Below are 23,971 nucleotides of genomic sequence, written 5' to 3'. Positions count from 1 at the left end.
CTTAAAGATTTTGTTCTTGTAAAGATAAAGATTGATAGTGTGCAATTAAAGGTTCTATTATCTCATCAAAAAGACCATCTTGCATAATTGCATCTAAACGATAAAGTGTTAAATTGATGCGATGATCGCTAATTCTATTTTGTGGAAAATTATAAGTTCTTATACGCTCACTTCTATCTCCACTTCCTACTTGAGATTTTCTTGCTTCACTCTCTTTAGCTAAACGCTCATTTTCTTGCATTTCATAAAGTCTAGCTTTTAAAACTTTCATTGCACTTTCTTTGTTTTTATGCTGACTTTTTCCATCTTGATTTACTACAACAATTCCACTTGGAATATGAGTTATACGCACAGCACTATCAGTTGTATTAACACTTTGGCCTCCGTGACCACTTGAACGCATTACATCAATTTTTAAATCATTAGGATTAATTTCAATTTCTATATCATCAACCTCAGGCATAACAGCAACCGTAATTGCTGAAGTATGGACTCTACCTTGTGACTCAGTTTGAGGAACTCTTTGAACGCGATGGGTTCCGCCTTCGTATTTCAATCTTGAATAAGCTCCTTCGCCTTTTACAAGCATTATAATTTCTTTAAATCCCCCTACACTTCCTTCACTTGAACTTACAATTTCAAGTTTATAACCACGAATTTCAGCATATCTTGCATAAGCCTTAACTAAATCTCCTACAAATAAAGAAGCTTCATCTCCACCTGTTCCAGCACGAATTTCTAAAAAAATATTTCTTTCATCATTAGGATCTTTAGGTAAAAGTAAAATTTTTATCTCTTCTTCTAATTTTGGTCTTAAATCTTCTAAATTTTTAAGCTCTTCTTTAGCGAGCTCAGCTAAATCTACATCACTTAATAGATTCTTATTTTCTTCAATATTTTGTAAAATTCTAAAATATTCTTTAATTTTAGCTACAATGGGTTCTAAATTTTTTTGTTCTTTAGAAAGGAGAGTCATTTTACTAATATCTTTTAAAATATTAGTATCGCTTAGAAGAGAATTGAGTTCTTCATAGCGTTTTAAAAAAGGTTCTAATTTTTCAGCTAGCATTAAAATCTATGCAATTTTATTCACCAAAAGTGCTAAGCGACTTACACGACGTGAAGCAGTTTGTTTCTTTAAAAAACCACGACTTACCATAGCATGTATGCTTTTATTTGCTATCTTTAAAGCTTCATTTGCAGCATTTTTATCATTATTCTCAACAGCTACTCTAACAGCTTTAGTGATATTTTTAAGTCTTGTACGGTAAAATCTATTTCTTTCTGTTTTTTTAATTGTTTGTCTTGCTCTTTTTTCAGCTGATTTATGGTTTGCCATAAGCTTTTCTTCCTTGCTTTGAAATTAAAACTTAAATTATATAAGAATAAATTTTAAAGTTATATTAATTTAAGTTTAAATTTATTTTAAAATAAACTTTTTAATTCGATATCCCATTGCAATAAATTAAAATGATTTAAAATTCCATAAATTACAGCACTGAGCAATCCTGCAAATAACCCTGCCAACATATCATCTAGCATTACGCCCAAGCCTCCTTTAAATTTTTTATCGACTATCCCGATAATAGAAGGTTTTAAAATATCAAACATTCTAAATAATATAAAAGAAAGTAAAAAAGCAAAAAGTGTATTTCCAAAAATAGCTAAAGCTAAAAATACTCCAGCAACTTCATCAATTACTATATGTTTATCATCGTGAATTTTAGTTTCTTTTTCATAATTATCAATCACACGAATTGAGGCAATACAGATAAGTATTGAAAGTAAAAATAAAGTTTGTATTCCTAAATATTTTAAAATAAAAAATGCAGGAATCAAAGCTGCTATAGTTCCAAAGGTCCCAGAAGCTTTTTTAGTGCAACCTGAATAAAAAAAAGTTAAATATAATTTTCTCATAATCTACACCATATAAGACATTTGATGAACTTCTAAAAGTTTTTGATAAAACTCTTCATCTTCTTTATATTCTAAGATTCCATTAGTAGGAAAAAGATCATTATAAATTTTTTGCATATTTTTAAAACGATTTGGAAAAAGTTTGCTCAAAATCATACTTGAAATTTCCTTTCTCATAAAAATAGCTGGGGGAATGATTCCTGCTCTTAATAATTCTTTTAAAGAATTACTATTAAAATGCATATGATGGTGATGTCCATGGGGACAAGATTTTGTACTTACTATAATAGCACACTTATCGCAAAAAACAAACTCAGGTAAAACAATTACTTCAATACCATAATCTTTAGCAAATTCATCTAAAATAGTTTTAGGTTGATTACAATCATAAAACATTCCAAGTCCGGTATGATTTTGTCCCACTACTAATTTCGTACAACCTAAATTCTTAGCAATAGTCCCTTCAAGTCCAGGATTTAAATGAGCGTGAAATATATCAGTATCTTGCAAAGGAAATACAAAAATACGCTCAGGTGGCAAATAATCTTTTATAAATTTATTTAAATATTTTTCTTTAAGAGTAAAATCAAGTCCATTTTCTTCATAAGATTCTATTAAAAAAACTACTACTAGATCAGCCTTATCAATACTCCATCTAAAAATTCTCTCATGAGCTCTATGTAAAGGATCAAAACTTGAAACTATCGCTGTAATTTTTTTTGCATTAAGATTATTTTTAATACTTAAAAATTTTTCTTTAATACTTTTAATAGGAGAATTATAAATTTCAAATTCCCCGCTAATACATACATTTTTATCATCTAAAAAACACTCATTAAAATTAAAAATACTTGTAAAATGACTTTTATATTTAAACTGGGAATGAAAAATTATATGTCCAACTATTTGATTATTTAATATAAGATCGATTTTACCGCCAAATTGAATATTTTTTAAAGTTTCTTTAATTTTATTATATTTAGAAACAAAGGTTAATGGATAAAGAAAAGTATGACCTTTAAATTTCTTTGTGCGTGAAATTTCTTCGCTTTCTTCTTCATTCATTAAATATCTATAAGGACCAAGCATTCCTTCTTTAATAAGTGCAAGAATTTTAAATTCATTAGCATTAATAACTATACTTTTATTTTCTTTTGCTGATTTCATATTTTTTCCTTTTTTCCCATAAAGATTTTCTTGAAATTCCTAATTTTTTAGACAAATCTGTATCTGGAAAAATATTTTGATAAGTAAGTATTATATATTTTACATATTCATCAATAGTTAAGATTTCATTATTATTGATATTTTTTTCATCATTTCTTAAATCAATATAATCAAAATTTACAGGCTTTTCCAATGCGGTACTTGTATGCAAAATCACCATTTTATCTTTAATAAAATTTAAAATTTCTTCTTTTTCTGTATTTTTTAAGATTTGAAAATTGCTTATATATATAATATTGTTATAAGAAATGAGTTTAAAAATCTTTTCCAATGAACTTAATTCTAAAAGATCAATATATGAAAAAATTAAATCATATTTTTTCATATAACTAAAAACAAAAAAATCAGCATTATCTTGATTATTTGTCTGAATTATAAGAGGGAATTTAATTTTTTTATAATTATATTCAATAGTTTTTAAATTTTTAAAATGTGATTTAAAATAACTTTCATAAGTATTATTTAATACAAGAAGTTTTCTAAAATCTTGATGATGCTTGATTTTTCTTAATAATTCTTCCATCATAAAAGGTTTTTGAATATAATCACTAGCTCCCATTTTTAATGGGTCAGAAACGGTATCTGTACTTATATATGAAATAAGAAGAATTATAATACTAGATTTAAATTTTTCAACTGCATTGATAAAATTATTAGTATTAGTAGAAAGAAGAATGACATCGTAAGTCTTTTCATCTTTTAACTCATCAAAAGAGTTAATAATTTCACACCAATATCCAATTTCACTTAATTTCATACTTATACTCTGTGCTAAGTAAATTTCATTTTCTATAATTAAAACTTTCATTATATTGTCCAATCAAAATATTTCAAATTTACGCAAGATAAGACAGCTATACCCTCTTCTCTTCCTACAAAACCTAATTTTTCTGTTGTAGTTGCTTTTACATTAACTCTAAATTCATCTATTTCTAGAACTTTGGCTATATTTTTTACAATATCTTGTTTAAAATTTTGCATTTTTGGAGCTTGTGCTATGATAGTTACATCGGCATTTATAATTTCAAATCCCACTTCTTTAACTTTTTGATAAGCTTGCTTTAAAAGCTCCATAGAATTAGCATTTTTAAATTTCATATTTGTATCTGGAAAAAGCTCACCTATATCTCCAAGCGCAGCAGCTCCAAGTAAAGCATCAATTAAAGAATGAGCCAAAACATCTCCATCACTATGAGCTTTTAAACCTTTACTAGGATGAATTTCAACTCCTCCTAAAAGCAAAGGACGCTTTTCTCCAAATTCGTGCACATCAAAACCATTTCCACAAAAAATTTCATTACTTGGTTTTGGTAAATCTAATTTTTTTAAATCCTCTTTAAAAGTGATTTTTCTTGCACTCTCTTCTCCTTCAACATACCAAATTTTTCCACCTACTGAAGCAATAGCACTACTATCATCGCTAAATTCTTTATCTGTTTCTAAAGCTTTTTTTAGTAAAGAAGTACGTGAAATTTGTGGAGTTTGAATAAGCTTAATTTTTTCTCTTGGTAAAATTTTTTCATCAAATAAAGTAGTATCAACTACTTTTAAAATAGGCGTTATGCAATCTGCGTAATTAATATTTATAATTAATCTGTCAAATAATTCTTTAGAAATAAGTACTCTAGCAGCATCACTTACCATCACAAATTCGCTATCAATTTTATTAAGTGCATTCTTTAAAGATTGCGATCTTGATTTAGCGCCTTCAACAATTTCATAATGAGAAGTAAATTTTTTCATATAAGAAGTATTACTAGAAGTAACAACAACTTTTTTAAAATGATATAAAGAACTTAAATTTTTTGTCGCATATAACCAAAGTGGATCATTTTTTAAACGAATAAATTGTTTTTTTACATCAAGATTAAATCTAGTAGAATCCCCAGCTGCAAGTATAATTAAGCTTATATCAAGCATATATTTTCCTTTTTAAAAATTATGACTTTATAGTATGTTACCATATTAAACACTTATAAAAAGCTAAATTTTATTTTTTTGTTAGTAGAATAATATTTTAAATAAGGAGAATTAATGTTAAAAAAAATTGAAGAAAAACTTAAAAACATAAAATATCCTGGATTTGAAAAAGATATTGTTAGTTTTGGTTTTGTAAAAAATATACATTTTGAAAATGAAACTGCTTTGATTGATATTGAAATAGTATCAGCAAATCCACAAATTGCAAAAGAACTAAAAGATAATATTGAAGCAAATCTTAAAGAATTAAATTTAAAAGAGCTTAAAATTAATATCATACAACCTAAAATTCCTGAAGAAAAAAGTAATTCTAGAACTGGAAAAAATATAGCTCCTCAAATTAAAAATTTTATTATGGTTTCTAGCGGCAAAGGTGGAGTAGGTAAAAGTACTACTGCTGTTAATTTAGCTATTTCTATGGCAAAAATGGGTAAAAAAGTAGGACTTTTAGACGCAGATATTTATGGACCAAATATTCCAAGAATGCTTGGAGAAACCAAAACACAACCTGAAGTTGTAGGCCAAAAATTAAAACCTATCTTAACACACGGAATTTATATGATGAGTATGGGTGTTTTAATTGAAGAAGGTCAAGGTCTTATGTGGCGTGGAGCTATGATTATGAAAGCTGTGGAACAGCTTTTATCTGATGTTATTTGGCCAGAACTTGATGTACTTTTTCTTGATATGCCTCCTGGAACTGGAGATGCTCAAATTACCTCAGCACAAAGTATTCCTATAACTGCTGGAGTTTGCGTAAGTACTCCTCAAATTGTTTCGCTTGATGATAGTAAAAGAGCACTGGATATGTTTAATAAACTTTATATTCCTATAGCAGGAATTATTGAAAATATGAGTGGATTTTTATGCCCTGATAATGGTAAAGAATATGATATTTTTGGCAAAGGCACAGCAGAAGATATAGCAAAAATTTATAATAGTGAGGTATTAGCTCAAATTCCTATTGAAATGATAGTTAGAGAAGGTGGAGATGAAGGAAAACCTGTAAGTTTTTACCATTCTGAAAGTGTAAGTGCAAAACGTTATTCTATGGCTGCTGAAAAAATCTGGAATTTTATAGAAAAAATCAATCAAGAAGGTGGAGTAAATAATTCTAAAATCCAACCTACAATAAATGGTAAAAGTGCCTGTTCTTAAAATATGAGGAGAAAATAATGATAAATTCTAAAGAAGATTTTTTACTTTTTGTAAAGCAAATAGAACAAAAACAAGGATACAAAAGTCCAAAAGCTTTTGGTATTGCAAGGCTTGATCGTGGACAAATAAATAAAAATAAAATTTTACAAGCAAATTTTGCTTTTGTAAATTTTGAACAAAATTATGCCTCGGCTGCTATTATATTTGAAGCTTTTGCTAAAAGAGGGATTGAAATTGATTTTAATGCAAGTGAATTTGTTAGTATTTTAAAATTAGAAGATATAGAATTTGCTCTTTCTTGTTTTAAACCATTTTTAGAAGAAGAAGGGCATCAAAACATTGATTTACTTAAAATCATTAAAGAATCTTTTAAAGATGATGAATATGCTTTTGTATGTATTTTTGAAGATAAAGAGCCTTTAAGTGTTGAAAGCGTATATTTAAAACTCTATCTTATTTCAAGTAAAAAAGTTCCTTTAAGATCTTTAAATTTAAATGGAGCTTTTGGACTTTTAAGCAATGTTGCTTGGAGTGATGATAAACCAATAGAATTAGAATACTTAAGAGTAAATCAAATGAAACTTAAAATGAAAAATCAATATCCAAAAATTGATTTTGTTGATAAATTTCCAAGATTTTTATCCCATATCATTCCTGAAGAAAACACAAGAATTCTTGAAAGCTCTAAAGTCAGAATGGGAGCACATTTAGCAGCAGGGACAACTATAATGCCTGGTGCAAGTTATGTCAATTTTAATTCAGGGACTACAGGAGCTTGTATGGTTGAAGGGCGTATTAGTTCTTCGGTAGTAGTTGGAGAAGGCACTGATATAGGAGGAGGTGCTTCTATTTTAGGAGTTTTAAGTGGAACAAGCGGTAATGCCATTAGCATAGGAAAGTCTTGTCTTTTAGGAGCTAACTCTGTTACAGGTATACCTTTAGGGGATAACTGTATAGTAGATGCTGGAATTGCTGTTTTAGAAGGAACTAAATTTTTACTCAAGGATAAAGATAAACTTCAAAAAGTTAATAAAGATTTTGATTTTTCAAAAGATATGTATAAAGGATTAGAACTTCAAGGTTTAAACGGACTTCATTTTAGACAAGATTCTATTAGTGGAGCGATGATTGTAGGCTTTAATAAAAAAGCTGTAAAACTTAATGATGATTTACATTAAGCAGAGATTAACTCTGCTTAAATTTCGCTTTTATTAACAACAACTTTGTGAAGTTGTTTGACAAGAGCCTTGTGAAGCTGATTTTAGCATCCAAAGATCTTTTTCATATTTAGCAATTTTTTCTTGTGCAAAAGCAGCTGTAGTTGTATCGCTAACTTTTTCTGATTCTTCATTTAATTTTTTAAATTCATTTAAAAGATATTCATAATCTTTTTTAATAAATTCAATTACTTCAATAGGCGTAAAACAATCTTTATCTACTTTTGGACTTTTAGCTTTTTCTATTAAAGTTTTTCTACAAACTATAGCTTTTTCTCCAAGTTGTAATACTCTTTCGGCACAATCATCAAAAAGTTCTGCCATTTCTTCATAAGCTTTTTCTGTATATTCGTGAATTGAAAAAAACTGAAGACCTTTGACATTCCAATGATAATTATGAAATTTAATCCATAAATGATGTGCATCTGCTTGGATTTGTAATAATTGATTTACTACTGACATTTTATCTCCTTTTTTTAATTTTTAAAATTATAACATAAAATTATTAAATAATAATTATTATTATATAAAATTTTTTATTATAATTTTTAATTTGTTTTATTATACTCTTTTTCTGTAAAAAATTAACGAGAATTTAATATATTTGTTAAAATAAGTTTTCCTACTTCAACACCAGGTTGATTATAAGTATTTATCCCTAACATAATTCCACAAGCTGAAGTAAAAAGTTCATAATAATACATTAAATACCCTATATGCCAAGAATCAAGATATTCAATTTCTATTAAATCAACACTAAGATTTTCAGAAATTAATGCGTGCATTGTTGCATCACATTGAGCATTTAAAAGTTCGTGCAATTTTATATTATTACTTGATGAATCTAAAAATGTAAAATTAATATCCGGTATAATTGGAGAATCTTTAAGATTTTTAATTTTTAAAAAAGTTATTGTTTTATTTTTAGGTCCATCCATAATAAGTTGTAAAAAACTATGCTGATCCCTTGCACCGATTAAAGAAATAGGAGTTAAACCTATCCTTTTATATCCTTGTTTTTTACCCAAACTTTCAGCAATAAGCTGTATATACCATTCATTAAATCCTCTAAAAATATCATTATAACTAAACAAAACATTAATATTAGCACTTTTATGTGTGCAATAATGATAAGCCTTTTGCAAAATTTCATCTTTTTTATGGATAAAAAAATCTTCAAAACAAGATCTAGCACCATTTAAAAGTTCTTTAGCATCATAACCACAAAAACAAAATGGCACTATACCAACAGCAGAGAGTATGCTAAAACGCCCGCCAACATTATTTGGAATAAAAAAAGTCTTTATATTTAAATCTTTTGCTTGTTTATCAAGGTTGGAATCCTTATCAGTAATAAAAACAAAATAATTCTTTAACTCACTAAGTTTTAAATTAAAATATCCAACAATAATCTTAAAGATTGAAATAACCTCTATGGTATTGCCTGTTTTACTTGTGATTAAAAAAAGACTTTCTTTAATATTAATATGTTCTAGAATTTCCATTAAAGTAGAAGATGAAGTATTATCTACAATATAAAGATTTTTTAAACTTGTATTTTGATTAAAAAGCAAATCTTTTAATGCTTTAACCCCGCAGCTTGAACCACCCATTCCTACTAAAATAATATTTTTAATATGATCTTTATCTTTGATAAAATCCTTACTTTCATCAATAAGTTTCAAACTTGTATCAATTAAATGATAATATCCTATATCTCCACTTTTAAACTCATCATTTATACGATTAGCATAAGATCTAATATTTTCAAATTTAGTTGTTTTAAAAAATAAAGTATTTTTTAACATAAGCTTTTCTTATAAAAGAAATTTGTTGCCTCTACAAAACCATCAACACTACCACAATCAAATCGCTTTCCTTGAAATTTATAAGCTAAAACCATCCCACTTAAAGCTTGAGTCAGTAAAGCATCGGTAAGTTGAATTTCTCCATTTTTTCCTTCTTTGGTATTTTCTAAAATACCAAAAATATCCGGAGTTAAAATATATCTTCCTATAATTGCCAAATTACTTGGAGCTTCATTGATATCTGGCTTTTCTATCATAGAATTAACCATAACCAAATTATCTTCTACATTATTTCCAGTAATTATTCCATAATTTGAAACCTGATCCTTTGGTACCTCCATAACTGCGATAATAGTGCAACGATATTTTTCATAAATTTTAACCATTTGTGTCATTACATTAAAACCTTCTTCATTGACACATAAATCATCAGCTAATATCACACCAAAAGCTTCATCTCCTACTAATGGTCTACTTTTTAAAATCGCATCACCCAGACCTTTCATTTGATTTTGTCTTGTAAAAGTAAAGGTACAACGATCTATTAAAGATCTTATATCATTTAATAAATATTCTTTTTTTGTTCCTAAAATTTGATGTTCAAGCTCATATGAAATATCAAAATAATCTTCTAAAGCTCTTTTGCCTCTTCCAGTTACAAATCCCATATTGTCCATACCTGCTTCTAAGGCTTCATCAACACCATAATGAATAAGAGGTTTATTTAATATAGGTAGCATTTCTTTTGGGAGTGTTTTTGTTGCGGGTAAAAATCTAGTTCCATATCCAGCTGCTGGAAAAATACAAGTTTGAAGCATAAAATTTCCTTATTGTTATTATTTTATAAAAAAATTATAACAAAATTCGCTACAAATTTAAAATAATTAATAAGTTAAATTAGTTCATATGTAGTAAGAAGTGGTGACCCATACGAGACTCGAACTCGTGTTACCGCCGTGAAAGGGCGATGTCCTAACCGCTAGACGAATGGGCCTTTCAATTTTCAATGAGTTTTTTTAAAAAGTGAATTATACATTTATTATTCTTAATATTATATTAAATTTTAAATTAATATTTTTAAATTATAATTTCATTTTTTTATATTTATCAAACAAAAAGGTAAAATATGGATATTTTTAGTTTAATTTTTCTCTCTTTTGCCTTAGCAATGGATGCTTTTGCTGTATCTTTATGTAAGGGTTTTAGCGTTAAAAAATTAAATATAAAACACTATCTTTTAGTAGGAATTTATTTTGGCGGATTTCAAGCTATAATGCCTTTATTAGGATATATTATAGGAATAGAATTTGAACCTTTTGTTAGAGAAATTGATCATTGGATAGCTTTTATACTGCTTACTTTTATTGGTATAAAAATGATTAAAGAATCACTCGAAAATAAAAGTTGCGAAAATATAGCAAATGAATTTAATTTTAAAACTATGTTTTCATTAGCTATTGCAACAAGTATTGATGCATTTGCCATAGGGGTAAGCTTTGCTTTTTTGCAAGTTAATTTATTTTTAGCACTTTTTTTAATTGGTTTTATTACTTTTATACTTTGTATTTTTGCACTTAAAATTGGCAATCAATTTGGTATTTATCTTAGCTCTAAAGCAGAATTATTAGGAGGTGGGGTTTTAATTTTACTTGGTATTAAAATTTTAATTCAGCATCTATTTTTTGATTAAATATCGAGTTCAATACCGACAGGAGCGTGATCTGAACCAAATATATCATCTCTTATAAAGGCATTTTTTAATTTCTTTTTTAAACCAGATGAAATAAAAAAATAATCAATCCGCCAACCCACATTTCTTTCTCTTGCTTTCATTCTATAACTCCACCACGAGTACTTTTCTTTGATATCCCCATTGATTTCTCTAAATGTGTCAATAAAACCTAAATTAAGCAAATCATCAATCCAAGCTCTTTCTATGGGTAAAAATCCTGATGTATTAGCATTTGCTTTTGGATGGGTAAGATCTATTTCTTTATGTGCAGTATTAACATCACCACAAATAATAATTTCTTTTTTTTCACTTAAAAGTTTTTCAAGATATACTAAAAAATCTTTATAAAATTGCATTTTAAAATTTAAACGCTCTTCATCTTTTTGTCCATTAGGAAAATAGATATTAAAAAGAACTATATTTTTAAAACGATGCTCTAAAACTCTTCCTTCATCATCATCAAAAAATTCACATTTTTTTACTTCACATTCAAAATTACAAAGGCTCATTACTCCAGAATATCCCGCTCTTTTTGCAGAATTAGAATATATATATTTAAAGGGATATTCATAAATTCTTTTAGGAAATTTATCCTCATGAGCTTTAATTTCTTGAAAACCTATAAAATCAATATCTTCTTTACCTATCCAATCTAATGCATTTTTATCACAAATAGCTCTTAAACCATTTACATTCCACGATAATAACTTCATCTTTATCCTTAAAATAAAAAAATGCAATCATAACATATTTTTTAAATTTGTGCTGTGTATTAATCTAAAACTATTATAATAAACATTTATTCAAGGGATAGTAAAAAAGGATAACAAAATATGCTAAAAATTTCATGGTTTAAATTTGTATTATTAAATTCCATACTGATTACTTGTTTAAATTTTAATCTTTTTATTTTTGTATATGAAAAGATTCAAAATACTTGGCTTACTTTAACTTTTATTGTTATGTATTTTTTACTTATACATACTATTTTTTCTATATTGTTTATCAAATATCTTACAAAATTTTTCTCTATATTTTTTATCTTAAGCTCTTTAATAAGCATATATTTTATTCATTATTATGGAGTTTTAATAGACTCTGATATGATTTTAAATGCTATGCAAACAGATGTAAAAGAAGTTAAAGAACTTTTAAATTGGCGTTTAATTCTTTTAATTTTAGGTTTTTTAATATTAATTGCTTTTATTGTTAAATTAAAAATTGTTAATTCTAATAAATTTTCCACTAAGATAATTAGTATATCTTTGGCTTTAATTTTATTTTTAGGTTTATTTTTACCTCTAACTAAAACCTATATTCCATTTTTTAGAAATTATAATGAAATTAGAATGTATAACACTCCTTTTTATCAAATTTATTCTTTATGGCGTTATTATAGCAAATACGTAAAAGCTAAAGAAAAATTTAAGACTATAGAAAATGATGCTTACATAGAAGATAATACAAGTAAAAAACTTCTTATTTTAGTAGTTGGTGAAACTGCAAGGGCGGCAAATTATTCTTTAGGTGATTATACTACAAATGATACAAACGCTTATACCAAAAAAGAAAATGTTATCTTTTTTAATAATGTTAGCTCTTGTGGAACAGCTACAGCTATAAGCTTGCCTTGTATGTTTTCTATTTCAAAAAGAGCAAATTTCTCCAATAGCGAATTTCAAGAAAATGCTTTAGATATCTTGCAAAAATTAGGAGTTAATACTATTTGGATTGATAATAATTCAGGGGGTTGTAAAGGGGTTTGCGATCGCATTAAACAAACAGAATTATATTCTTATCAATATGATGAGAATTTACTCGATTCATTCAAAGAAAAGTTAAAAAATCTCAAAAATCAAAATATCATAGTATTACATCTACAAGGATCACATGGACCAACTTATTATAAACGTTATCCTAAAGAATTTAAAAAATTTTTACCAACTTGTGATACCAATACACTTGATAAATGTTCACAAGAAGCACTTGTTAATACTTATGATAATACTTTGCTTTATACAGACTTTATTTTAAGTGAAATTATTGCTTTATTAAAAGAGAAGAATGATTTCCAAAGCTCTTTAATCTATATTTCTGATCATGGAGAAAGCTTGGGAGAAAATGGATTATATCTTCATGGTATGCCTTATGCTTTTGCTCCAAAATACCAAACACATGTTCCTTTAATTTTTTGGAGTAATGATAATAATTTAATAAAACTAGCACAACAATACAGAAATTTAAAACTTTCTCAAGATAATCTTTTTAGTTCTCTTTTGGGATATTTTAATGTAAAAAGTAAAGTTTATGAGAGTAGCTACGATCTCTTTAGTAGCCATTTAAAGGATAACCCTTGAAGCCAAAATATAGTCTTTTAAACAATACTAAATACGCCATAGAAGGGATTTTAAGCCTTATTAAAAATGAAACTTCTTTTTGTATAGAACTTAGCATTATTATCCCTGCTATAATTATAAGCTTTTTTCTTCCAATTTCCTTGTTAGAACATTTATTTTTAATTTTTGTTTTGATACTTATTTTAATCGTAGAAGCATTAAATTCAGCAATTGAATCTTGTGTTGATTTAATAACAAATGAATGGAATGAAAAAGCAAAAATAGCAAAAGATTGTGGCTCAAGCGCTGTATTTTTTAGTGTTATTTTAGCTCTTTTTACTTGGGGAATGATATTGGGACGCTTATACTTATGAAATTTGAAAATTTAATAAAAGAGCTTTTTGGAAAAAAACGCTATGAACTTATGAAATTTTTATGTGATAATGCTGATAACAATGGCTTTATTACAATAAAAATAAATGAGATAGAAAAAAAACTCAACCAAAGCAAACCTACTATTATTGCAACTTTTAAATTTTTAGAAGAAAAAAAAGTTTTTAAAAAACTTAAAAATGGGTTCTATCAACTTTATATTAAAGAATAAATATTTGCTAATTTAAAAATTAATTTCTTTATTAAAATTCGATAATTTATATAAGGAACAAAAAATGAAGCTTAAAAATCCTTTGGATATGCATTTACATTTAAGAGATAAATCGATGCTAGAACTTGTTGCACCTTTAAGTGCAAAAGATTTTCGTGCGGCTGTTATTATGCCTAATTTAATTCCTCCACTTTGCGATATTAAATCTTTAAGATCTTATAAAGAACGTATTCTAAAAGCAAGTAATGATAAATGTTTTACTCCGTTAATGACTCTTTTTTTTAAAAATTATGATGAAAAATTTTTAGAAAAAGCAAAAGATGAAATTTTTGCCATTAAGCTTTATCCAGCAGGAATTACTACAAATTCGGATAATGGGATTTCAAATTTTGAAATTGAAGCTTTAAAACCTACTTTAGAAGCTATGAGTGCTCTTAATATTCCTTTATTAATTCACGGAGAAACAAATGACTTTGTAATGGATAGAGAAAGTAATTTTGCAAAAATTTATGAAAAATTAGCAAAAAATTTTAAAAATCTCAAAATTGTAATGGAGCATATAACAACCAAAACACTTTGTAATTTATTAAAAGATTATGAAAATTTATACGCTACTATCACTTTACACCATTTAATGCTTACTTTAGATGATGTTATTGGAGGAAAAATGAAACCTCATTTATTTTGCAAACCCATTGCTAAAACTTATGAAGATAAAACTACACTTTGTGAATTGGCTTTTAATGGTTATGAAAAAGTAATGTTTGGAAGTGATAGCGCCCCTCATCCACAAAGCGAAAAAGAATGCTGTGGCTGTGCGGCAGGAATTTTTAGTGCTCCTATAGCCTTAAGTGTTTTAGCTGAACTATTTCAAAAATATTCAAATCAGGAAAATTTACAAAAATTTATATCAGATAATGCTTGTAAAATCCATAGACTAAAATTTAAAGAAGATAAAATCATTACTTTAAATAATGAAGATTGGCAAGTCCCAAATGAATATAAAAATGAAAATGAAAAAATCATCCCTTTTATGGCAGGAGAAAATTTAAAATTTCAAGTAAAACCCTAAATTATACAATTTAGGGTTTATTATAATTAAAAAATATTTATTCCAATACAATTAAAATTTTTTTAAGATTATCTTTTTTAATACCTTTCCATACAAGAAAATAATCTACTATAGTCCAAATCCAAAGTCCGATTAAAATAATAAAACCTATATAGATAAAAGTAGTAATTGTACCTATAATAAAAGTTATAAGTTTAGCAATCCCTAAAGTTATATCGCCTTTATAGAAGCGATCAATCCCATACAAACCAAAAAATAAACCTAAAATTAAACCAATAATATGACTTTTAAAATTTAAAGTTACAATAGTATTAATTTTATCTTCGCTAGAATTTTTAAGTTTTTCTTGAACAAGAATTAAGCTTTGCGATGGAATTTTATCAGAAATCATCATTAAAACGGTATTAGCATCCATAAATATTCCTCTAAAAAAATATTATAATATCAAAAAATTTAAAAAATTAAAAGTTTTATTTTTGATTCAATTTTCTCTTTTATCTCTTCTTTTACAAGATTTTCTAAGATTTTTTTATCTGCTTTTACCCCATTCATATCTAAATGCCATAAAGCATTTTCAATAGCCTCTTCGCGATTTCTTTCAACTATGCGTATTTCATTAAAAATTACTTTATGAAATTTAATATTTTCTCTTAATAAAAAACTTTCTAAATCTTTTTTATAAAACCCTTTAAATTCTGTATTAAAATGTTTAAAAATAGGATCTAAAAAATCACTCTTTCTATAATCAGCCCATCCAAGATAAATTCTAAGTGGGGCTAAAGATATAAAATTTTTATAATCTATATCATTTTGTAAAGCAGGAGACATGCTTAAAAAAGCTATATCACATTTAAAATGAGAATTTTCCTTACAAAAAAGATCAAAACTTAAATTTTGACATTTAATATTATTTATATCTAAATTTAAAGCATCTTGACTTAAAATTTCTAACATGGTTTTCGAACTATCTAAGGCTAAAATTTCTTTAGCACTTTTAGCAAAATGCAAAGTCCAAACTCCTGTCCCACAACCTATATCTATAATAAATTTATCTTTAAAATCTATATTAAGCTTTTTAAATTCTTTAAAACTATCTTTTTGTATCTGATTTAAAGATTCATTATATCTTGCATAAGTTTTAGCTTTTTTATCCCATAAATTCATTTTAATCCTATCTAAGTTTTTTTATAAAACAAATAAGATGATTAGTAATATCAAAACCCATTGCTTTATGAAATTTAATACTAGCAAGATTCTTAGATTCACAATCGCTTGCAAACTCTAAAGATCCTTGCTCTAAAGCCCATAACTGACAAGCTTTCAATAAAGAACTTGCATAAGATTTTCTCCTAAATTCTTCTTTAACAAAAATTGCCTCTAAATAACTAACAGGAGAAGTTTTAGACCCTTCTACATAATCAAATCTTAAAGAAGCTAATGCAAAAGCAATTGCTTTATTTTCTTTATGCAATAAGAAAAAAAATATGATTTTTAGAACAAAGTAATTTCTTAAGCTCTTGTTCTAAAGTATTTTTATCACCATTAAAAAGTAAAAAGAATAACGGTGATAAAATTGGTAAATCACTTAAATTTGCTTTTTTAATTTGCATGATCAAAAATTTTTAACGCCTTTTCATAATCCTCTAAAGTATCTATACCTATGCTTTTAGTATTAATTTGTAACATTTTAATTTTTTTACCATTTTCTAAGGCTCTTAATTGCTCTAATTTTTCACTTTTTTCTAAATCTGAAGTTTTAAATGTGCAAAATTCTCTTAATGATTTAACCCTATAGCCATAAATCCCTAAATGTCCTTTAAAATCATTATAATCTTCTCTTTCAAAAGGAATTTTAGCCCTTGAAAAATATAAGGCAAAATCAAATCTATCATTTACAACTTTTACCAAATTTGGATCATTAGCTTCAATTTTAGATATGTTTTTATAACAACTTGCCATAAAAACATCTTCGTTTAAATTTATAGAACAAAATTCTTTAAATTTGATTATATTTTCTTCTTCTATAAAAGGCTCATCGGCTTGCACATTAATAATAATTTCATTTTCATTTAAATTTAAAATATCACTTGCTTCTTTAATTCTATCTGTTCCACTTTTGTGCTCTTTTGAAGTTAAAACTGCTTTAAAACCAAAATCCTTAGCAATTTTTAAAACTTCCTCATCATCTAAAGCTATAACCACCTCATCAATCTTTGCCATTTTTTGAGCTGTTGCTATAAACATTGGAACATTATTAATTTTATAAAGAATTTTTTTAGGAAATCTCGTTGATTTTAATCTTGCAGGTATAATTATCATTGTTTTATCCAATCTATAATTTCATTTTCAAGCTCATCACACTTATAAGCTTTTAAATTATTGTTTTTTATATCAAATAAAGCAAGTAAATCTGGTCTTATTTGATAATTAAATTTCAAAGCAATTTCAAGCATGGCTTCTTTTTCATTGTTTAATTCTTTATCAAACAAAGCTTTATATATACTTGGAGTGAATTTTGTCCATTCTGCCGTTGAAGTTATAAGAGTACTTTTATTTTTATCTAAAAGTTTAAAACAAGTTGCTGTATGTGGATCAATTAAAAAATCTTTAGAATATTCTTTAATAAAATTCATACATTCTAAATCCGAGCAAGAAGAAGCATCAAAATCTTGCTTTAAGTTATCAAGCTCATCTTTACTTAAATAAAAATATTTTTTTTCTTTTAAATTATTCATAAGCTCTTTAGTTCTTAAATCTCCAAATTTATCAAAAAGCAAACGCTCAATATTTGAAGAAATTAATATATCCATAGCCGGAGAAATAGTCTTTTTAAGGCTTCTTTCTCTTATATCATAGACACCCTGATTAAAAAAATCACTTAAAACATCATTGGAATTAGTAGCAATTTTAATACGATCTATCTTAGCTCCCATTTTTTTAGCATAATATGCTGCTAAAGCATTACCAAAATTACCACTTGGAACTATAATGTCTAATACTTTATCAAGTTTCACACAAGCATAATAATGATAAATCATTTGAAATAAAATTCTTCCAAAATTAATAGAATTTGCTACACAAAGCTTAAAATCCAAACTAGCTAACATTTCCCTAAAATCATCTTTTAATAATAGTTTTTTTAGGGTATTTTGCGCATCATCAAAATTTCCTTCTATGGCAAAAACTTTTAAATGATCTTTATTTAAAGCTTGCATTTGTAAAGCTTGAATTTCACTTGTTCCATCTTTAGGATAAATACAAACAACTTTGATATTGTGAAATTTTTCAAAACTTTTTAAAGTAGCTGGTCCTGTATCTCCACTTGTTGCACAAATAATTAAAATTTTTTCATTTTCATTTAATTCATTTAAAAGCATACCAAAAGGTTGTAAAGCCATATCCTTAAAAGCGCGTGTCGGACCGTGATAAAGCTCATTAATAAATAAATTTTCATTTACTTTTCTTAAAAATAGAGCTGTTTTATTATCAAATTCTTTATAGGTTTGCAAAGCCTTTTTAAATAAATTAATATAACCAAAATGAAAATGTTCTATAAATTTTAAAGCAAATTCTTCATAGTCTAAATCTTTTAAATCATAAGCATTAAAAGGTAAAATCTTATCAAAAGTATAGAGCCCTCCATCCTTTGCACTAGGATTAATCAAAGCTTCTTTAAAATCTATTTTATTATTTTTATCTCTTGTGCTAACAAGCTGCATTAAAACTCCTTATATAGCTTTGTAAAACTTTTTTAAAACTATCTTCTAATTCTATATTTAATTCTATAATTTGACACTTAAAACCAAAATCTTTTATTTTTACATAATCTTTAAAAGTAAGCATTAAAGTATCGCAATGATGTTTATCAAGTAATTTTTTAAGTTCATCTTTTTTAAATTCATAATGATCATTAAAAAAATAACAAGCTCTAGCCTTTATAAAATGCTCATAAAGTCTAAAAGGTTTTGCAATAGCTGTTACTAAAATAGCCTTAGGATTTTCTTTTACAAAAGAATAACGATAAAAATCTTTACCCTCTTTTGCAATAAAATTGGCTCTTTTTTTATAAAATTTTGGAAGCCTATATGCTCCACTTGGTAAAGTAAAACCAAAATAAGGCTCTATCTTACTTTCTAATAAAATATCAAATTTTTTAATATAAAACTTTGAAAAAGCATCATCAAGTAAAACAATCTTTGCACCCAAATCAAAAGCTTTTTGTATCCCTTTTACTCTATCTTCGCTTACTATTACCCCGCTTATACTTTCTTCAAAAGCATATTCCATAGCTTCATCACCACTTTGCATTACATCGCATAAAATTTGTTCATTAGCTTTTACAACAAGAAGTCCTTTGCTTTTTCTTTTATATCCTCTAAGCACAATAAAAACTCCTTTAAATTCTTTAGAAATAGCTTTGCATACTGGAGTTTTTCCATTGCCTCCAAAACTTAAATTCCCTACACTAATAATAGGTTTTTTAAAATCTATTTTTTTTCTAAAATATAAATTTAAAATAGCCACTAAAGCATATAAAAAACTAATAGGAAGCAAAAGAAAAGCTAAACACTTTTGCCAAAAAGATGGTTTAAAAAAATACCTATCAAGCCAAGTCATTAAATATTTCCGGCAAAGCTCTCTTAAAAGCATATTTTGTCATTCTTTCTTTAAGCATAGAAACTAATTCTGGGTTTAAGCTTAATATTTTTTCCTTATCATTTAATTCTAAAGCTTTTAAACCTTGATCAATCTCTTCATAAGAAAAACCTAAATCTTCTTGATCGTTTTGTCCAACCCAAAGATCAGCACTTGGAGCTTTTTGTATAAAAACTTGATCTAAATTTAAAAAAGTAGCTAAGTTATAAATTTCACTTTTGTAAAAATTTCCTATAGGATTAAAAGCACAAGCTAAATCTCCATAAATAGTTCCATAACCAAGCATTAGCTCACTTTTATTTGAAGTTCCAGCAACTAAGCATTCTTTTAATGCAGAATAATCATAAAGCAAACTCATACGAATTCTAGCACATAAATTACCCATTCTAATTTTGTTTATATCTTGACTTTGTTCTAAAAACGAAGTTAAAATTTTATCAATTTTTATAATTTTATATTCTATATCTAGATCTTTACAAAGTTTAAGGGCATCTTGTAAATTTTGTTCATTTGAATATTTACTCGGCATTAAAAGAGCAAAAATATTAGTTTTTAAAGCATTTTTACAAAGTGTTGCTACCAATGCTGAATCAATTCCTCCACTTAAACCAAGCACCACACCTTTTGCATTAGCATTTTTAATTCTTTCTTTTATAAATTCATAAATTTTTTGCGTTAATTTTTCATAATCCATAAGTTTTGCACCTTTTAAAATTGCCATAATTATAACATAAGCAAAATTCATATCTTTAAAAAGAATTTGATTTACAAAAAAATATAAATAAGCTTAATAAAAATATAAATTTAAATTTTTAAATATTTAATAAAAATTAATTTTTAATTCAAATCAGATATAAAAATCAAACAAAACAAAAAGTATTATTTAAGCAAAATCAAAAAAAATATAAATTCATTAAAAAAGATTAAAAATTTTAAAAATAACTCAAATATTATATAATTTAAAAAACTAAAAGGATAAAAATGCAAATTATTAAACAAGCCTGTGGTCCTTATGAAACAAATTGCTATATTTTAAACACAAATATTGGTGAATTTATTATAGATCCTGGCATGGGGGCTTTAGAATTTATAGAAAAAAATGTTAAAAATCCTATAGCTATTTTAAATACTCATGGACACTATGATCATATATGGGATAATGCTAAAGTTAAAAAGAAATTTAATATTCCTATTTATATTCATAAACTAGATGCATTTTTTCTTCAAGATCCTTTTAATCAAGGCTTTGAAAAAAGCGAAGCTGATGTTTTAATTGAAAATGAAGATGACATTAACATTAATGGCATTTTTTTTAAATTTCATTTTTTACCTGGTCATACTCCAGGTTGTTCTATGATAGAAGTAAAAGGTGAAAAATTAATGTTTAGTGGAGATTTTTTATTTTATAGAAGCATAGGAAGATGGGATTTTCCTTATTCTAATGCTCAAAATATGAAAGAAAGCTTAGAAAAAGTTCTACTTTATAAAGAAGACTTTCGTCTTTTACCTGGACACGGAAAAGAAAGTACTTTACAAGAAGAAATTCTTCATTTACCAAGTTGGTTAAGGTATTTTCATTGAGTTTAGATTTTGTTTTATTATGTATTTTTGTTTTTTTAAATTGTTTTGCTCTGCTAGGACTTAAATTAAAAAATAAAACAAAAAAGAAGGTTTATAAAATTTGTCCTTGTAAAAAAATGGCTGAAAATGGGACTTTAAGTACTCTTTGTATGTATGGTGCTATGGGTGGATTTTTATATAGTGCTACTTCTATTAGTTTTATTGGTTTTAAAAATTTAGAACTTGATCTTATCTTTTTGCTTTCGCTTTTATGTGCTTATTTAGGATGGAGATTGAAAGAAAATTAATGAATTTAGAAAAGATACTAAAACTTACACAAAATATTCGCTTAATTGGTGCAAGTAAATATGTTGATGCTAAAACCATTGAACATTTTTATAAATTAGGTATTAAAGAATTCGGGGAAAATCGTATTCAAGCTTTAAAAGCGAAAAAAGAAGAACTTGATAAAGAAAATTTAGATATAAAATGGCATTTTATAGGAAATCTTCAAAGTAATAAAATTAATCTTTTAATCCGTCAAAAACCTCATCTTTGGCAATCTTGCAATGGAATTGAAATGGCTAAATTAGTTAATAAAAAATTAGATTATACTCTAGATACTTTACTTGAAATCAATATAGCTAAAGAAGATTCCAAACAAGGGATAGAACCTAATAAAGCCTTAGAAGAATATCTTCAAATTCAAGAAGAATGCTCTCATTTAAATTTATGTGGAATTATGTGTATGGGTTCTCATAGTGATGATAAAAAACAAATTACTAAAGATTTTGAACAAGCTTATAAAATTTATGAAAATTTAAAAAAACACAAAGCTACAATTTGCTCTATGGGTATGAGCAATGACTTTGAATTAGCTATTAAATGTGGCTCTAATATGGTAAGACTTGGAAGTATTTTATTTAAGAGTCCATAAAAAGGACTCTTTTTTTTAACTTAATAAGCTAGCAAGTTTGGCTTGTAACATCATATTTGATTGTGCTGCTATAAATGCAGAAGCATTTTCTTTTAAATATGATTGATTTAAATCATTTATATTTTTTGCTAAATCATTATTTAATAAATTATTCTCTGAAGACTTAGCATTAATGCTATTTTGCACGCTAGCATTAATATTTGAAGTTAAAGCGTTAATACCTGAACCAATTTCTGATCTTAAAGTTCCAAGCTGATCTTTGAAATTCGCAATACTTTCAGGATCATCAATACTTAAATCTTTCGTATTTAAAGCATTTAAATTAAAATTTTCATTTCCACTTCCAACTACAAAATCCATGCTTTGAAATACATTTTTACCATTATAATTTGCATTATTAAAAGAATTATCAATTGATTCTTGAATACGTGATGCTTCAGTTCTTAGCATTGATTTTTGATTATCATTTAAAGCTGCATTATTCATTCTTACTGAAAGTTCGCCTAATTTATCCACACTTTGAGAAATGCTATTTAAACTTGCATCAGCTATTTGCAAAACACCTATAGCATCATAAGCATTAGCAACACCTTGATCTATAGTGCTAGCATTTGTTCTTAAAGAATCAGCGATAGCTAAATTAGAACCATCAACTCCACTAATGGCTCTAGCAGCAGCGATATTCCCTAAGGCTTTTTCAGAGGATTTTTGAGCATTATCTAAATAATGATTTTGCTGCATTACACTGGCATTATTGATTTTCATAGTTCCTCCTTTAATTAAATTTATATTATTTTAGTATTTTTTTCTATCTTGAAGCTTAAAAAATACAAAATAATTTGCATTATAATAATAATTTTTAACACAACCTCGCTAGCTGAATGCATACTTTTAAACTCATTATTTTGTATCACTTGATCACCTAAAATTCTTTGTTGCTCTGCTATATAATCACTAAAATAAAAAACAAACAATAAACTTAAAATTAAAATCAATAAAGAAAGTATTAATTTTGAAAATCTAATTTGAAATTTTATTTTATTTTTAAAAAAACTATAACATTCATAAAAAAAATTAAAAAACGATATAAAGAGTAAAATATAACCAAATTTTATAAAAATATGAGTCATCATTAATCCGCTTTGAAAATGACTCAAAATTCCTTCTCCTATAATATCTTTAGGATAAAAAATAGTTGGTGCAACAATAGTTCCAAGAATTAATTCAATACCTATAAGTGCACTGAGTAAAAAAAGATTAATTGCTTTCATTAATTTCTCCTTTTAAAATTGCCCAAAAAGCTCTATTGAAACCTCTTTCATCTTTAAAAAACTGACTTTGATAAAAATTTTTATTTAAAATTTCTTGCAAAATTTCTTTTTGATCATAACCAAATTCACAAGCTAAATATTTCACATTATTTGAAAAACTGAATTTTATTATTTCTTCTAAAATTTCATATCCTTTCTCTCCTCCAAATAAAGCTTCTTTTGGTTCATTAAGAACCCACTTATCAAGCTTATAATCATTTTTTATATAAGGAGGATTTGAAAAAATAAGATCAAATTTATTATATTTTAAATCTCTAAAATCACACAAAATAAAATCAATTAAATGATCTACTTTGTGAATTTTAGCATTTTTCTTAGCAATCTCTAAAGCCTTAGCACTAATATCACAAGCAGTAATTTTAAGGCTTAATTCTTTAGCCAAAATAATACTTAAAATTCCACTCCCAAAACCTATTTCTAAAATATTTTTAAAATT

Annotated in this window: 31 protein-coding genes and 1 tRNA gene; 10 read left to right on the top strand and 22 right to left on the bottom strand. The window is 26.2% G+C overall.

Translation table 11 applies throughout. The annotated features are described in order from the left end of the window. Window position 1 precedes the first annotated feature (1 nt). The 6 genes from prfA to JG677_RS01410 all read right to left on the bottom strand — a co-directional run bounded on the left by prfA (window position 2) and on the right by JG677_RS01410 (window position 5,064). Entirely contained in the window at window positions 2–1,069 is a 1,068-nt protein-coding gene (prfA, locus tag JG677_RS01435; protein WP_200217475.1) for a peptide chain release factor 1, read from the bottom strand. Window positions 1,070–1,075: 6 nt separating this feature from the next. Beyond that, entirely contained in the window at window positions 1,076–1,339 is a 264-nt protein-coding gene (rpsT, locus tag JG677_RS01430) for a 30S ribosomal protein S20 (RefSeq protein ID WP_200169808.1), read from the bottom strand. Window positions 1,340–1,425: 86 nt separating this feature from the next. Further along, complete coding sequence (locus JG677_RS01425) at window positions 1,426–1,917, bottom strand: phosphatidylglycerophosphatase A family protein (RefSeq protein WP_200169809.1); 492 nt, start codon at window positions 1,915–1,917, stop codon at window positions 1,426–1,428. A 3-nt stretch (window positions 1,918–1,920) separates the two neighbouring features. Continuing rightward, complete coding sequence (locus tag JG677_RS01420; protein WP_200284780.1) at window positions 1,921–3,084, bottom strand: sulfate adenylyltransferase; 1,164 nt, start codon at window positions 3,082–3,084, stop codon at window positions 1,921–1,923. After that, window positions 3,062–3,952 carry a response regulator gene (locus tag JG677_RS01415; RefSeq protein ID WP_200284778.1) on the bottom strand — a complete coding sequence of 297 codons (891 nt, stop codon included), beginning with the start codon at window positions 3,950–3,952 and terminating at the stop codon, window positions 3,062–3,064. The genes JG677_RS01420 and JG677_RS01415 overlap by 23 nt, the downstream gene beginning before the upstream one ends. Next, entirely contained in the window at window positions 3,952–5,064 is a 1,113-nt protein-coding gene (locus tag JG677_RS01410) for a bifunctional 2-C-methyl-D-erythritol 4-phosphate cytidylyltransferase/2-C-methyl-D-erythritol 2,4-cyclodiphosphate synthase (RefSeq protein ID WP_200284776.1), read from the bottom strand. Before JG677_RS01410 ends, JG677_RS01415 begins: the two co-directional genes overlap by 1 nt. Before the next feature lie 114 nt (window positions 5,065–5,178). Between JG677_RS01410 and JG677_RS01405 the strand changes: the two genes are divergently transcribed. Next, the gene (locus JG677_RS01405; RefSeq protein ID WP_200284774.1) at window positions 5,179–6,282 is read left to right on the top strand and encodes an Mrp/NBP35 family ATP-binding protein; all 1,104 of its coding nucleotides are present in this window, start codon (window positions 5,179–5,181) and stop codon (window positions 6,280–6,282) included. A gap of 17 nt (window positions 6,283–6,299) precedes the next feature. After that, complete coding sequence (locus tag JG677_RS01400) at window positions 6,300–7,460, top strand: tetrahydrodipicolinate N-succinyltransferase N-terminal domain-containing protein (RefSeq protein ID WP_200217479.1); 1,161 nt, start codon at window positions 6,300–6,302, stop codon at window positions 7,458–7,460. A 33-nt stretch (window positions 7,461–7,493) separates the two neighbouring features. Here the strand turns inward: JG677_RS01400 and JG677_RS01395 are convergent, their stop codons facing one another. From JG677_RS01395 to JG677_RS01380, 4 genes are all read right to left on the bottom strand, one after another. Further along, window positions 7,494–7,961 (bottom strand): Dps family protein, encoded by a 468-nt coding sequence (locus JG677_RS01395; protein ID WP_200169815.1) that lies wholly within the window; start codon window positions 7,959–7,961, stop codon window positions 7,494–7,496. Window positions 7,962–8,083: 122 nt separating this feature from the next. Beyond that, on the bottom strand, window positions 8,084–9,307 hold the full coding sequence (locus JG677_RS01390) for a glucose-6-phosphate isomerase (RefSeq protein WP_200284772.1): 1,224 nt from the start codon (window positions 9,305–9,307) through the stop codon (window positions 8,084–8,086). Then, a complete protein-coding gene (galU, locus tag JG677_RS01385; RefSeq protein ID WP_200169817.1) occupies window positions 9,301–10,125 on the bottom strand; it encodes a UTP--glucose-1-phosphate uridylyltransferase GalU in 825 nt (274 codons plus the stop codon). Before galU ends, JG677_RS01390 begins: the two co-directional genes overlap by 7 nt. 101 nt (window positions 10,126–10,226) lie before the next feature. Further along, a tRNA-Glu gene (locus JG677_RS01380) sits at window positions 10,227–10,301 on the bottom strand. Between the two features lie 132 nt (window positions 10,302–10,433). Here JG677_RS01380 and JG677_RS01375 point away from each other — a divergent pair. Next, window positions 10,434–10,997 carry a manganese efflux pump MntP gene (locus JG677_RS01375; protein ID WP_200284770.1) on the top strand — a complete coding sequence of 188 codons (564 nt, stop codon included), beginning with the start codon at window positions 10,434–10,436 and terminating at the stop codon, window positions 10,995–10,997. Here the strand turns inward: JG677_RS01375 and JG677_RS01370 are convergent. Then, window positions 10,994–11,752, bottom strand: coding sequence for an exodeoxyribonuclease III (locus JG677_RS01370; RefSeq protein WP_200284768.1), 759 nt, complete (start codon window positions 11,750–11,752; stop codon window positions 10,994–10,996). The two genes, JG677_RS01375 and JG677_RS01370, sit on opposite strands and share 4 nt — an antisense overlap. Window positions 11,753–11,872: 120 nt before the next feature. Here JG677_RS01370 and JG677_RS01365 point away from each other — a divergent pair, with 120 nt between their 5' ends. The 4 genes from JG677_RS01365 to pyrC all read left to right on the top strand — a co-directional run bounded on the left by JG677_RS01365 (window position 11,873) and on the right by pyrC (window position 15,051). After that, on the top strand, window positions 11,873–13,396 hold the full coding sequence (locus JG677_RS01365) for a phosphoethanolamine transferase (protein ID WP_200169820.1): 1,524 nt from the start codon (window positions 11,873–11,875) through the stop codon (window positions 13,394–13,396). Beyond that, window positions 13,393–13,749, top strand: a complete 357-nt coding sequence (locus JG677_RS01360) for a diacylglycerol kinase (protein WP_200169821.1) — start codon at window positions 13,393–13,395, stop codon at window positions 13,747–13,749. Before JG677_RS01365 ends, JG677_RS01360 begins: the two co-directional genes overlap by 4 nt. Continuing rightward, entirely contained in the window at window positions 13,746–13,979 is a 234-nt protein-coding gene (locus tag JG677_RS01355; protein WP_200169822.1) for a replication/maintenance protein RepL, read from the top strand. The genes JG677_RS01360 and JG677_RS01355 overlap by 4 nt, the downstream gene beginning before the upstream one ends. Window positions 13,980–14,043: 64 nt before the next feature. Continuing rightward, the gene (gene pyrC / locus JG677_RS01350; RefSeq protein ID WP_200284766.1) at window positions 14,044–15,051 is read left to right on the top strand and encodes a dihydroorotase; all 1,008 of its coding nucleotides are present in this window, start codon (window positions 14,044–14,046) and stop codon (window positions 15,049–15,051) included. A 37-nt stretch (window positions 15,052–15,088) separates the two neighbouring features. Here the strand turns inward: pyrC and JG677_RS01345 are convergent, their stop codons facing one another. Genes JG677_RS01345 through JG677_RS01310 form a run of 8 tightly spaced genes read right to left on the bottom strand, consistent with a single transcriptional unit; the run spans window position 15,089 to window position 20,401 of the window. After that, the gene (locus tag JG677_RS01345) at window positions 15,089–15,466 is read right to left on the bottom strand and encodes a TM2 domain-containing protein (protein WP_200284764.1); all 378 of its coding nucleotides are present in this window, start codon (window positions 15,464–15,466) and stop codon (window positions 15,089–15,091) included. A gap of 38 nt (window positions 15,467–15,504) precedes the next feature. Next, complete coding sequence (locus tag JG677_RS01340; protein WP_200284761.1) at window positions 15,505–16,215, bottom strand: class I SAM-dependent methyltransferase; 711 nt, start codon at window positions 16,213–16,215, stop codon at window positions 15,505–15,507. A 7-nt stretch (window positions 16,216–16,222) separates the two neighbouring features. Continuing rightward, window positions 16,223–16,522 (bottom strand): GNAT family N-acetyltransferase, encoded by a 300-nt coding sequence (locus tag JG677_RS01335; RefSeq protein ID WP_200284759.1) that lies wholly within the window; start codon window positions 16,520–16,522, stop codon window positions 16,223–16,225. Next, entirely contained in the window at window positions 16,515–16,661 is a 147-nt protein-coding gene (locus JG677_RS01330; protein ID WP_200284757.1) for a hypothetical protein, read from the bottom strand. Before JG677_RS01330 ends, JG677_RS01335 begins: the two co-directional genes overlap by 8 nt. Beyond that, window positions 16,651–17,370: a 3-deoxy-manno-octulosonate cytidylyltransferase gene (gene kdsB / locus JG677_RS01325; RefSeq protein WP_200284754.1), complete on the bottom strand. Its 720-nt coding sequence runs from the start codon at window positions 17,368–17,370 to the stop codon at window positions 16,651–16,653. Before kdsB ends, JG677_RS01330 begins: the two co-directional genes overlap by 11 nt. Continuing rightward, window positions 17,367–18,770 carry a threonine synthase gene (thrC, locus tag JG677_RS01320; protein ID WP_200284752.1) on the bottom strand — a complete coding sequence of 468 codons (1,404 nt, stop codon included), beginning with the start codon at window positions 18,768–18,770 and terminating at the stop codon, window positions 17,367–17,369. The genes kdsB and thrC overlap by 4 nt, the downstream gene beginning before the upstream one ends. After that, window positions 18,757–19,668, bottom strand: coding sequence for a tetraacyldisaccharide 4'-kinase (locus tag JG677_RS01315; protein ID WP_200169841.1), 912 nt, complete (start codon window positions 19,666–19,668; stop codon window positions 18,757–18,759). Before JG677_RS01315 ends, thrC begins: the two co-directional genes overlap by 14 nt. Next, complete coding sequence (locus JG677_RS01310; RefSeq protein ID WP_200169840.1) at window positions 19,655–20,401, bottom strand: NAD+ synthase; 747 nt, start codon at window positions 20,399–20,401, stop codon at window positions 19,655–19,657. Before JG677_RS01310 ends, JG677_RS01315 begins: the two co-directional genes overlap by 14 nt. Window positions 20,402–20,688: 287 nt before the next feature. On the opposite strand from JG677_RS01310, the gene JG677_RS01305 reads away from it, so the two are divergent. From JG677_RS01305 to JG677_RS01295, 3 genes are read left to right on the top strand one after another with little or no spacing between them, the layout of a single operon-like run. After that, window positions 20,689–21,288 (top strand): MBL fold metallo-hydrolase, encoded by a 600-nt coding sequence (locus JG677_RS01305; protein ID WP_200169828.1) that lies wholly within the window; start codon window positions 20,689–20,691, stop codon window positions 21,286–21,288. After that, a complete protein-coding gene (locus JG677_RS01300) occupies window positions 21,285–21,575 on the top strand; it encodes a hypothetical protein (RefSeq protein WP_200169829.1) in 291 nt (96 codons plus the stop codon). The genes JG677_RS01305 and JG677_RS01300 overlap by 4 nt, the downstream gene beginning before the upstream one ends. Beyond that, window positions 21,575–22,204 carry a YggS family pyridoxal phosphate-dependent enzyme gene (locus tag JG677_RS01295; protein ID WP_200284750.1) on the top strand — a complete coding sequence of 210 codons (630 nt, stop codon included), beginning with the start codon at window positions 21,575–21,577 and terminating at the stop codon, window positions 22,202–22,204. Before JG677_RS01300 ends, JG677_RS01295 begins: the two co-directional genes overlap by 1 nt. A gap of 15 nt (window positions 22,205–22,219) precedes the next feature. Here JG677_RS01295 and JG677_RS01290 read toward each other — a convergent pair whose 3' ends face one another. The 3 genes from JG677_RS01290 to JG677_RS01280 all read right to left on the bottom strand — a co-directional run. After that, the gene (locus JG677_RS01290; RefSeq protein ID WP_200284748.1) at window positions 22,220–22,969 is read right to left on the bottom strand and encodes a flagellin; all 750 of its coding nucleotides are present in this window, start codon (window positions 22,967–22,969) and stop codon (window positions 22,220–22,222) included. Between the two features lie 20 nt (window positions 22,970–22,989). Continuing rightward, on the bottom strand, window positions 22,990–23,475 hold the full coding sequence (locus JG677_RS01285; protein WP_200284746.1) for a DUF4149 domain-containing protein: 486 nt from the start codon (window positions 23,473–23,475) through the stop codon (window positions 22,990–22,992). Beyond that, window positions 23,462–23,971: methyltransferase (locus JG677_RS01280; RefSeq protein ID WP_200284744.1), on the bottom strand; the 510-nt coding region annotated here is incomplete at its 5' end. The genes JG677_RS01280 and JG677_RS01285, both read right to left, overlap by 14 nt.

The sequence above is a fragment of the Campylobacter sp. TTU-622 genome (assembly GCF_016598965.1).
Taxonomy (GTDB): Bacteria; Campylobacterota; Campylobacteria; order Campylobacterales; family Campylobacteraceae; genus Campylobacter_D.
The sequence above is the reverse complement of the archived record's forward strand: the minus strand, read 5'-3'. Positions and strand labels throughout refer to the sequence as shown.

Coding starts and splice junctions, on each gene's coding strand:
- prfA (WP_200217475.1), bottom strand. CDS start 1,069: ATGCTAGCTGAAAAATTAGAACCTTTTTTAAAACGCTATGAAGAACTC.
- rpsT (WP_200169808.1), bottom strand. CDS start 1,339: ATGGCAAACCATAAATCAGCTGAAAAAAGAGCAAGACAAACAATTAAA.
- JG677_RS01425 (WP_200169809.1), bottom strand. CDS start 1,917: ATGAGAAAATTATATTTAACTTTTTTTTATTCAGGTTGCACTAAAAAA.
- JG677_RS01420 (WP_200284780.1), bottom strand. CDS start 3,084: ATGAAATCAGCAAAAGAAAATAAAAGTATAGTTATTAATGCTAATGAA.
- JG677_RS01415 (WP_200284778.1), bottom strand. CDS start 3,952: ATGAAAGTTTTAATTATAGAAAATGAAATTTACTTAGCACAGAGTATA.
- JG677_RS01410 (WP_200284776.1), bottom strand. CDS start 5,064: ATGCTTGATATAAGCTTAATTATACTTGCAGCTGGGGATTCTACTAGA.
- JG677_RS01405 (WP_200284774.1), top strand. CDS start 5,179: ATGTTAAAAAAAATTGAAGAAAAACTTAAAAACATAAAATATCCTGGA.
- JG677_RS01400 (WP_200217479.1), top strand. CDS start 6,300: ATGATAAATTCTAAAGAAGATTTTTTACTTTTTGTAAAGCAAATAGAA.
- JG677_RS01395 (WP_200169815.1), bottom strand. CDS start 7,961: ATGTCAGTAGTAAATCAATTATTACAAATCCAAGCAGATGCACATCAT.
- JG677_RS01390 (WP_200284772.1), bottom strand. CDS start 9,307: ATGTTAAAAAATACTTTATTTTTTAAAACAACTAAATTTGAAAATATT.
- galU (WP_200169817.1), bottom strand. CDS start 10,125: ATGCTTCAAACTTGTATTTTTCCAGCAGCTGGATATGGAACTAGATTT.
- JG677_RS01375 (WP_200284770.1), top strand. CDS start 10,434: ATGGATATTTTTAGTTTAATTTTTCTCTCTTTTGCCTTAGCAATGGAT.
- JG677_RS01370 (WP_200284768.1), bottom strand. CDS start 11,752: ATGAAGTTATTATCGTGGAATGTAAATGGTTTAAGAGCTATTTGTGAT.
- JG677_RS01365 (WP_200169820.1), top strand. CDS start 11,873: ATGCTAAAAATTTCATGGTTTAAATTTGTATTATTAAATTCCATACTG.
- JG677_RS01355 (WP_200169822.1), top strand. CDS start 13,746: ATGAAATTTGAAAATTTAATAAAAGAGCTTTTTGGAAAAAAACGCTAT.
- pyrC (WP_200284766.1), top strand. CDS start 14,044: ATGAAGCTTAAAAATCCTTTGGATATGCATTTACATTTAAGAGATAAA.
- JG677_RS01345 (WP_200284764.1), bottom strand. CDS start 15,466: ATGGATGCTAATACCGTTTTAATGATGATTTCTGATAAAATTCCATCG.
- JG677_RS01340 (WP_200284761.1), bottom strand. CDS start 16,215: ATGAATTTATGGGATAAAAAAGCTAAAACTTATGCAAGATATAATGAA.
- JG677_RS01330 (WP_200284757.1), bottom strand. CDS start 16,661: ATGCAAATTAAAAAAGCAAATTTAAGTGATTTACCAATTTTATCACCG.
- kdsB (WP_200284754.1), bottom strand. CDS start 17,370: ATGATAATTATACCTGCAAGATTAAAATCAACGAGATTTCCTAAAAAA.
- thrC (WP_200284752.1), bottom strand. CDS start 18,770: ATGCAGCTTGTTAGCACAAGAGATAAAAATAATAAAATAGATTTTAAA.
- JG677_RS01315 (WP_200169841.1), bottom strand. CDS start 19,668: ATGACTTGGCTTGATAGGTATTTTTTTAAACCATCTTTTTGGCAAAAG.
- JG677_RS01310 (WP_200169840.1), bottom strand. CDS start 20,401: ATGGATTATGAAAAATTAACGCAAAAAATTTATGAATTTATAAAAGAA.
- JG677_RS01305 (WP_200169828.1), top strand. CDS start 20,689: ATGCAAATTATTAAACAAGCCTGTGGTCCTTATGAAACAAATTGCTAT.
- JG677_RS01295 (WP_200284750.1), top strand. CDS start 21,575: ATGAATTTAGAAAAGATACTAAAACTTACACAAAATATTCGCTTAATT.
- JG677_RS01290 (WP_200284748.1), bottom strand. CDS start 22,969: ATGAAAATCAATAATGCCAGTGTAATGCAGCAAAATCATTATTTAGAT.
- JG677_RS01285 (WP_200284746.1), bottom strand. CDS start 23,475: ATGAAAGCAATTAATCTTTTTTTACTCAGTGCACTTATAGGTATTGAA.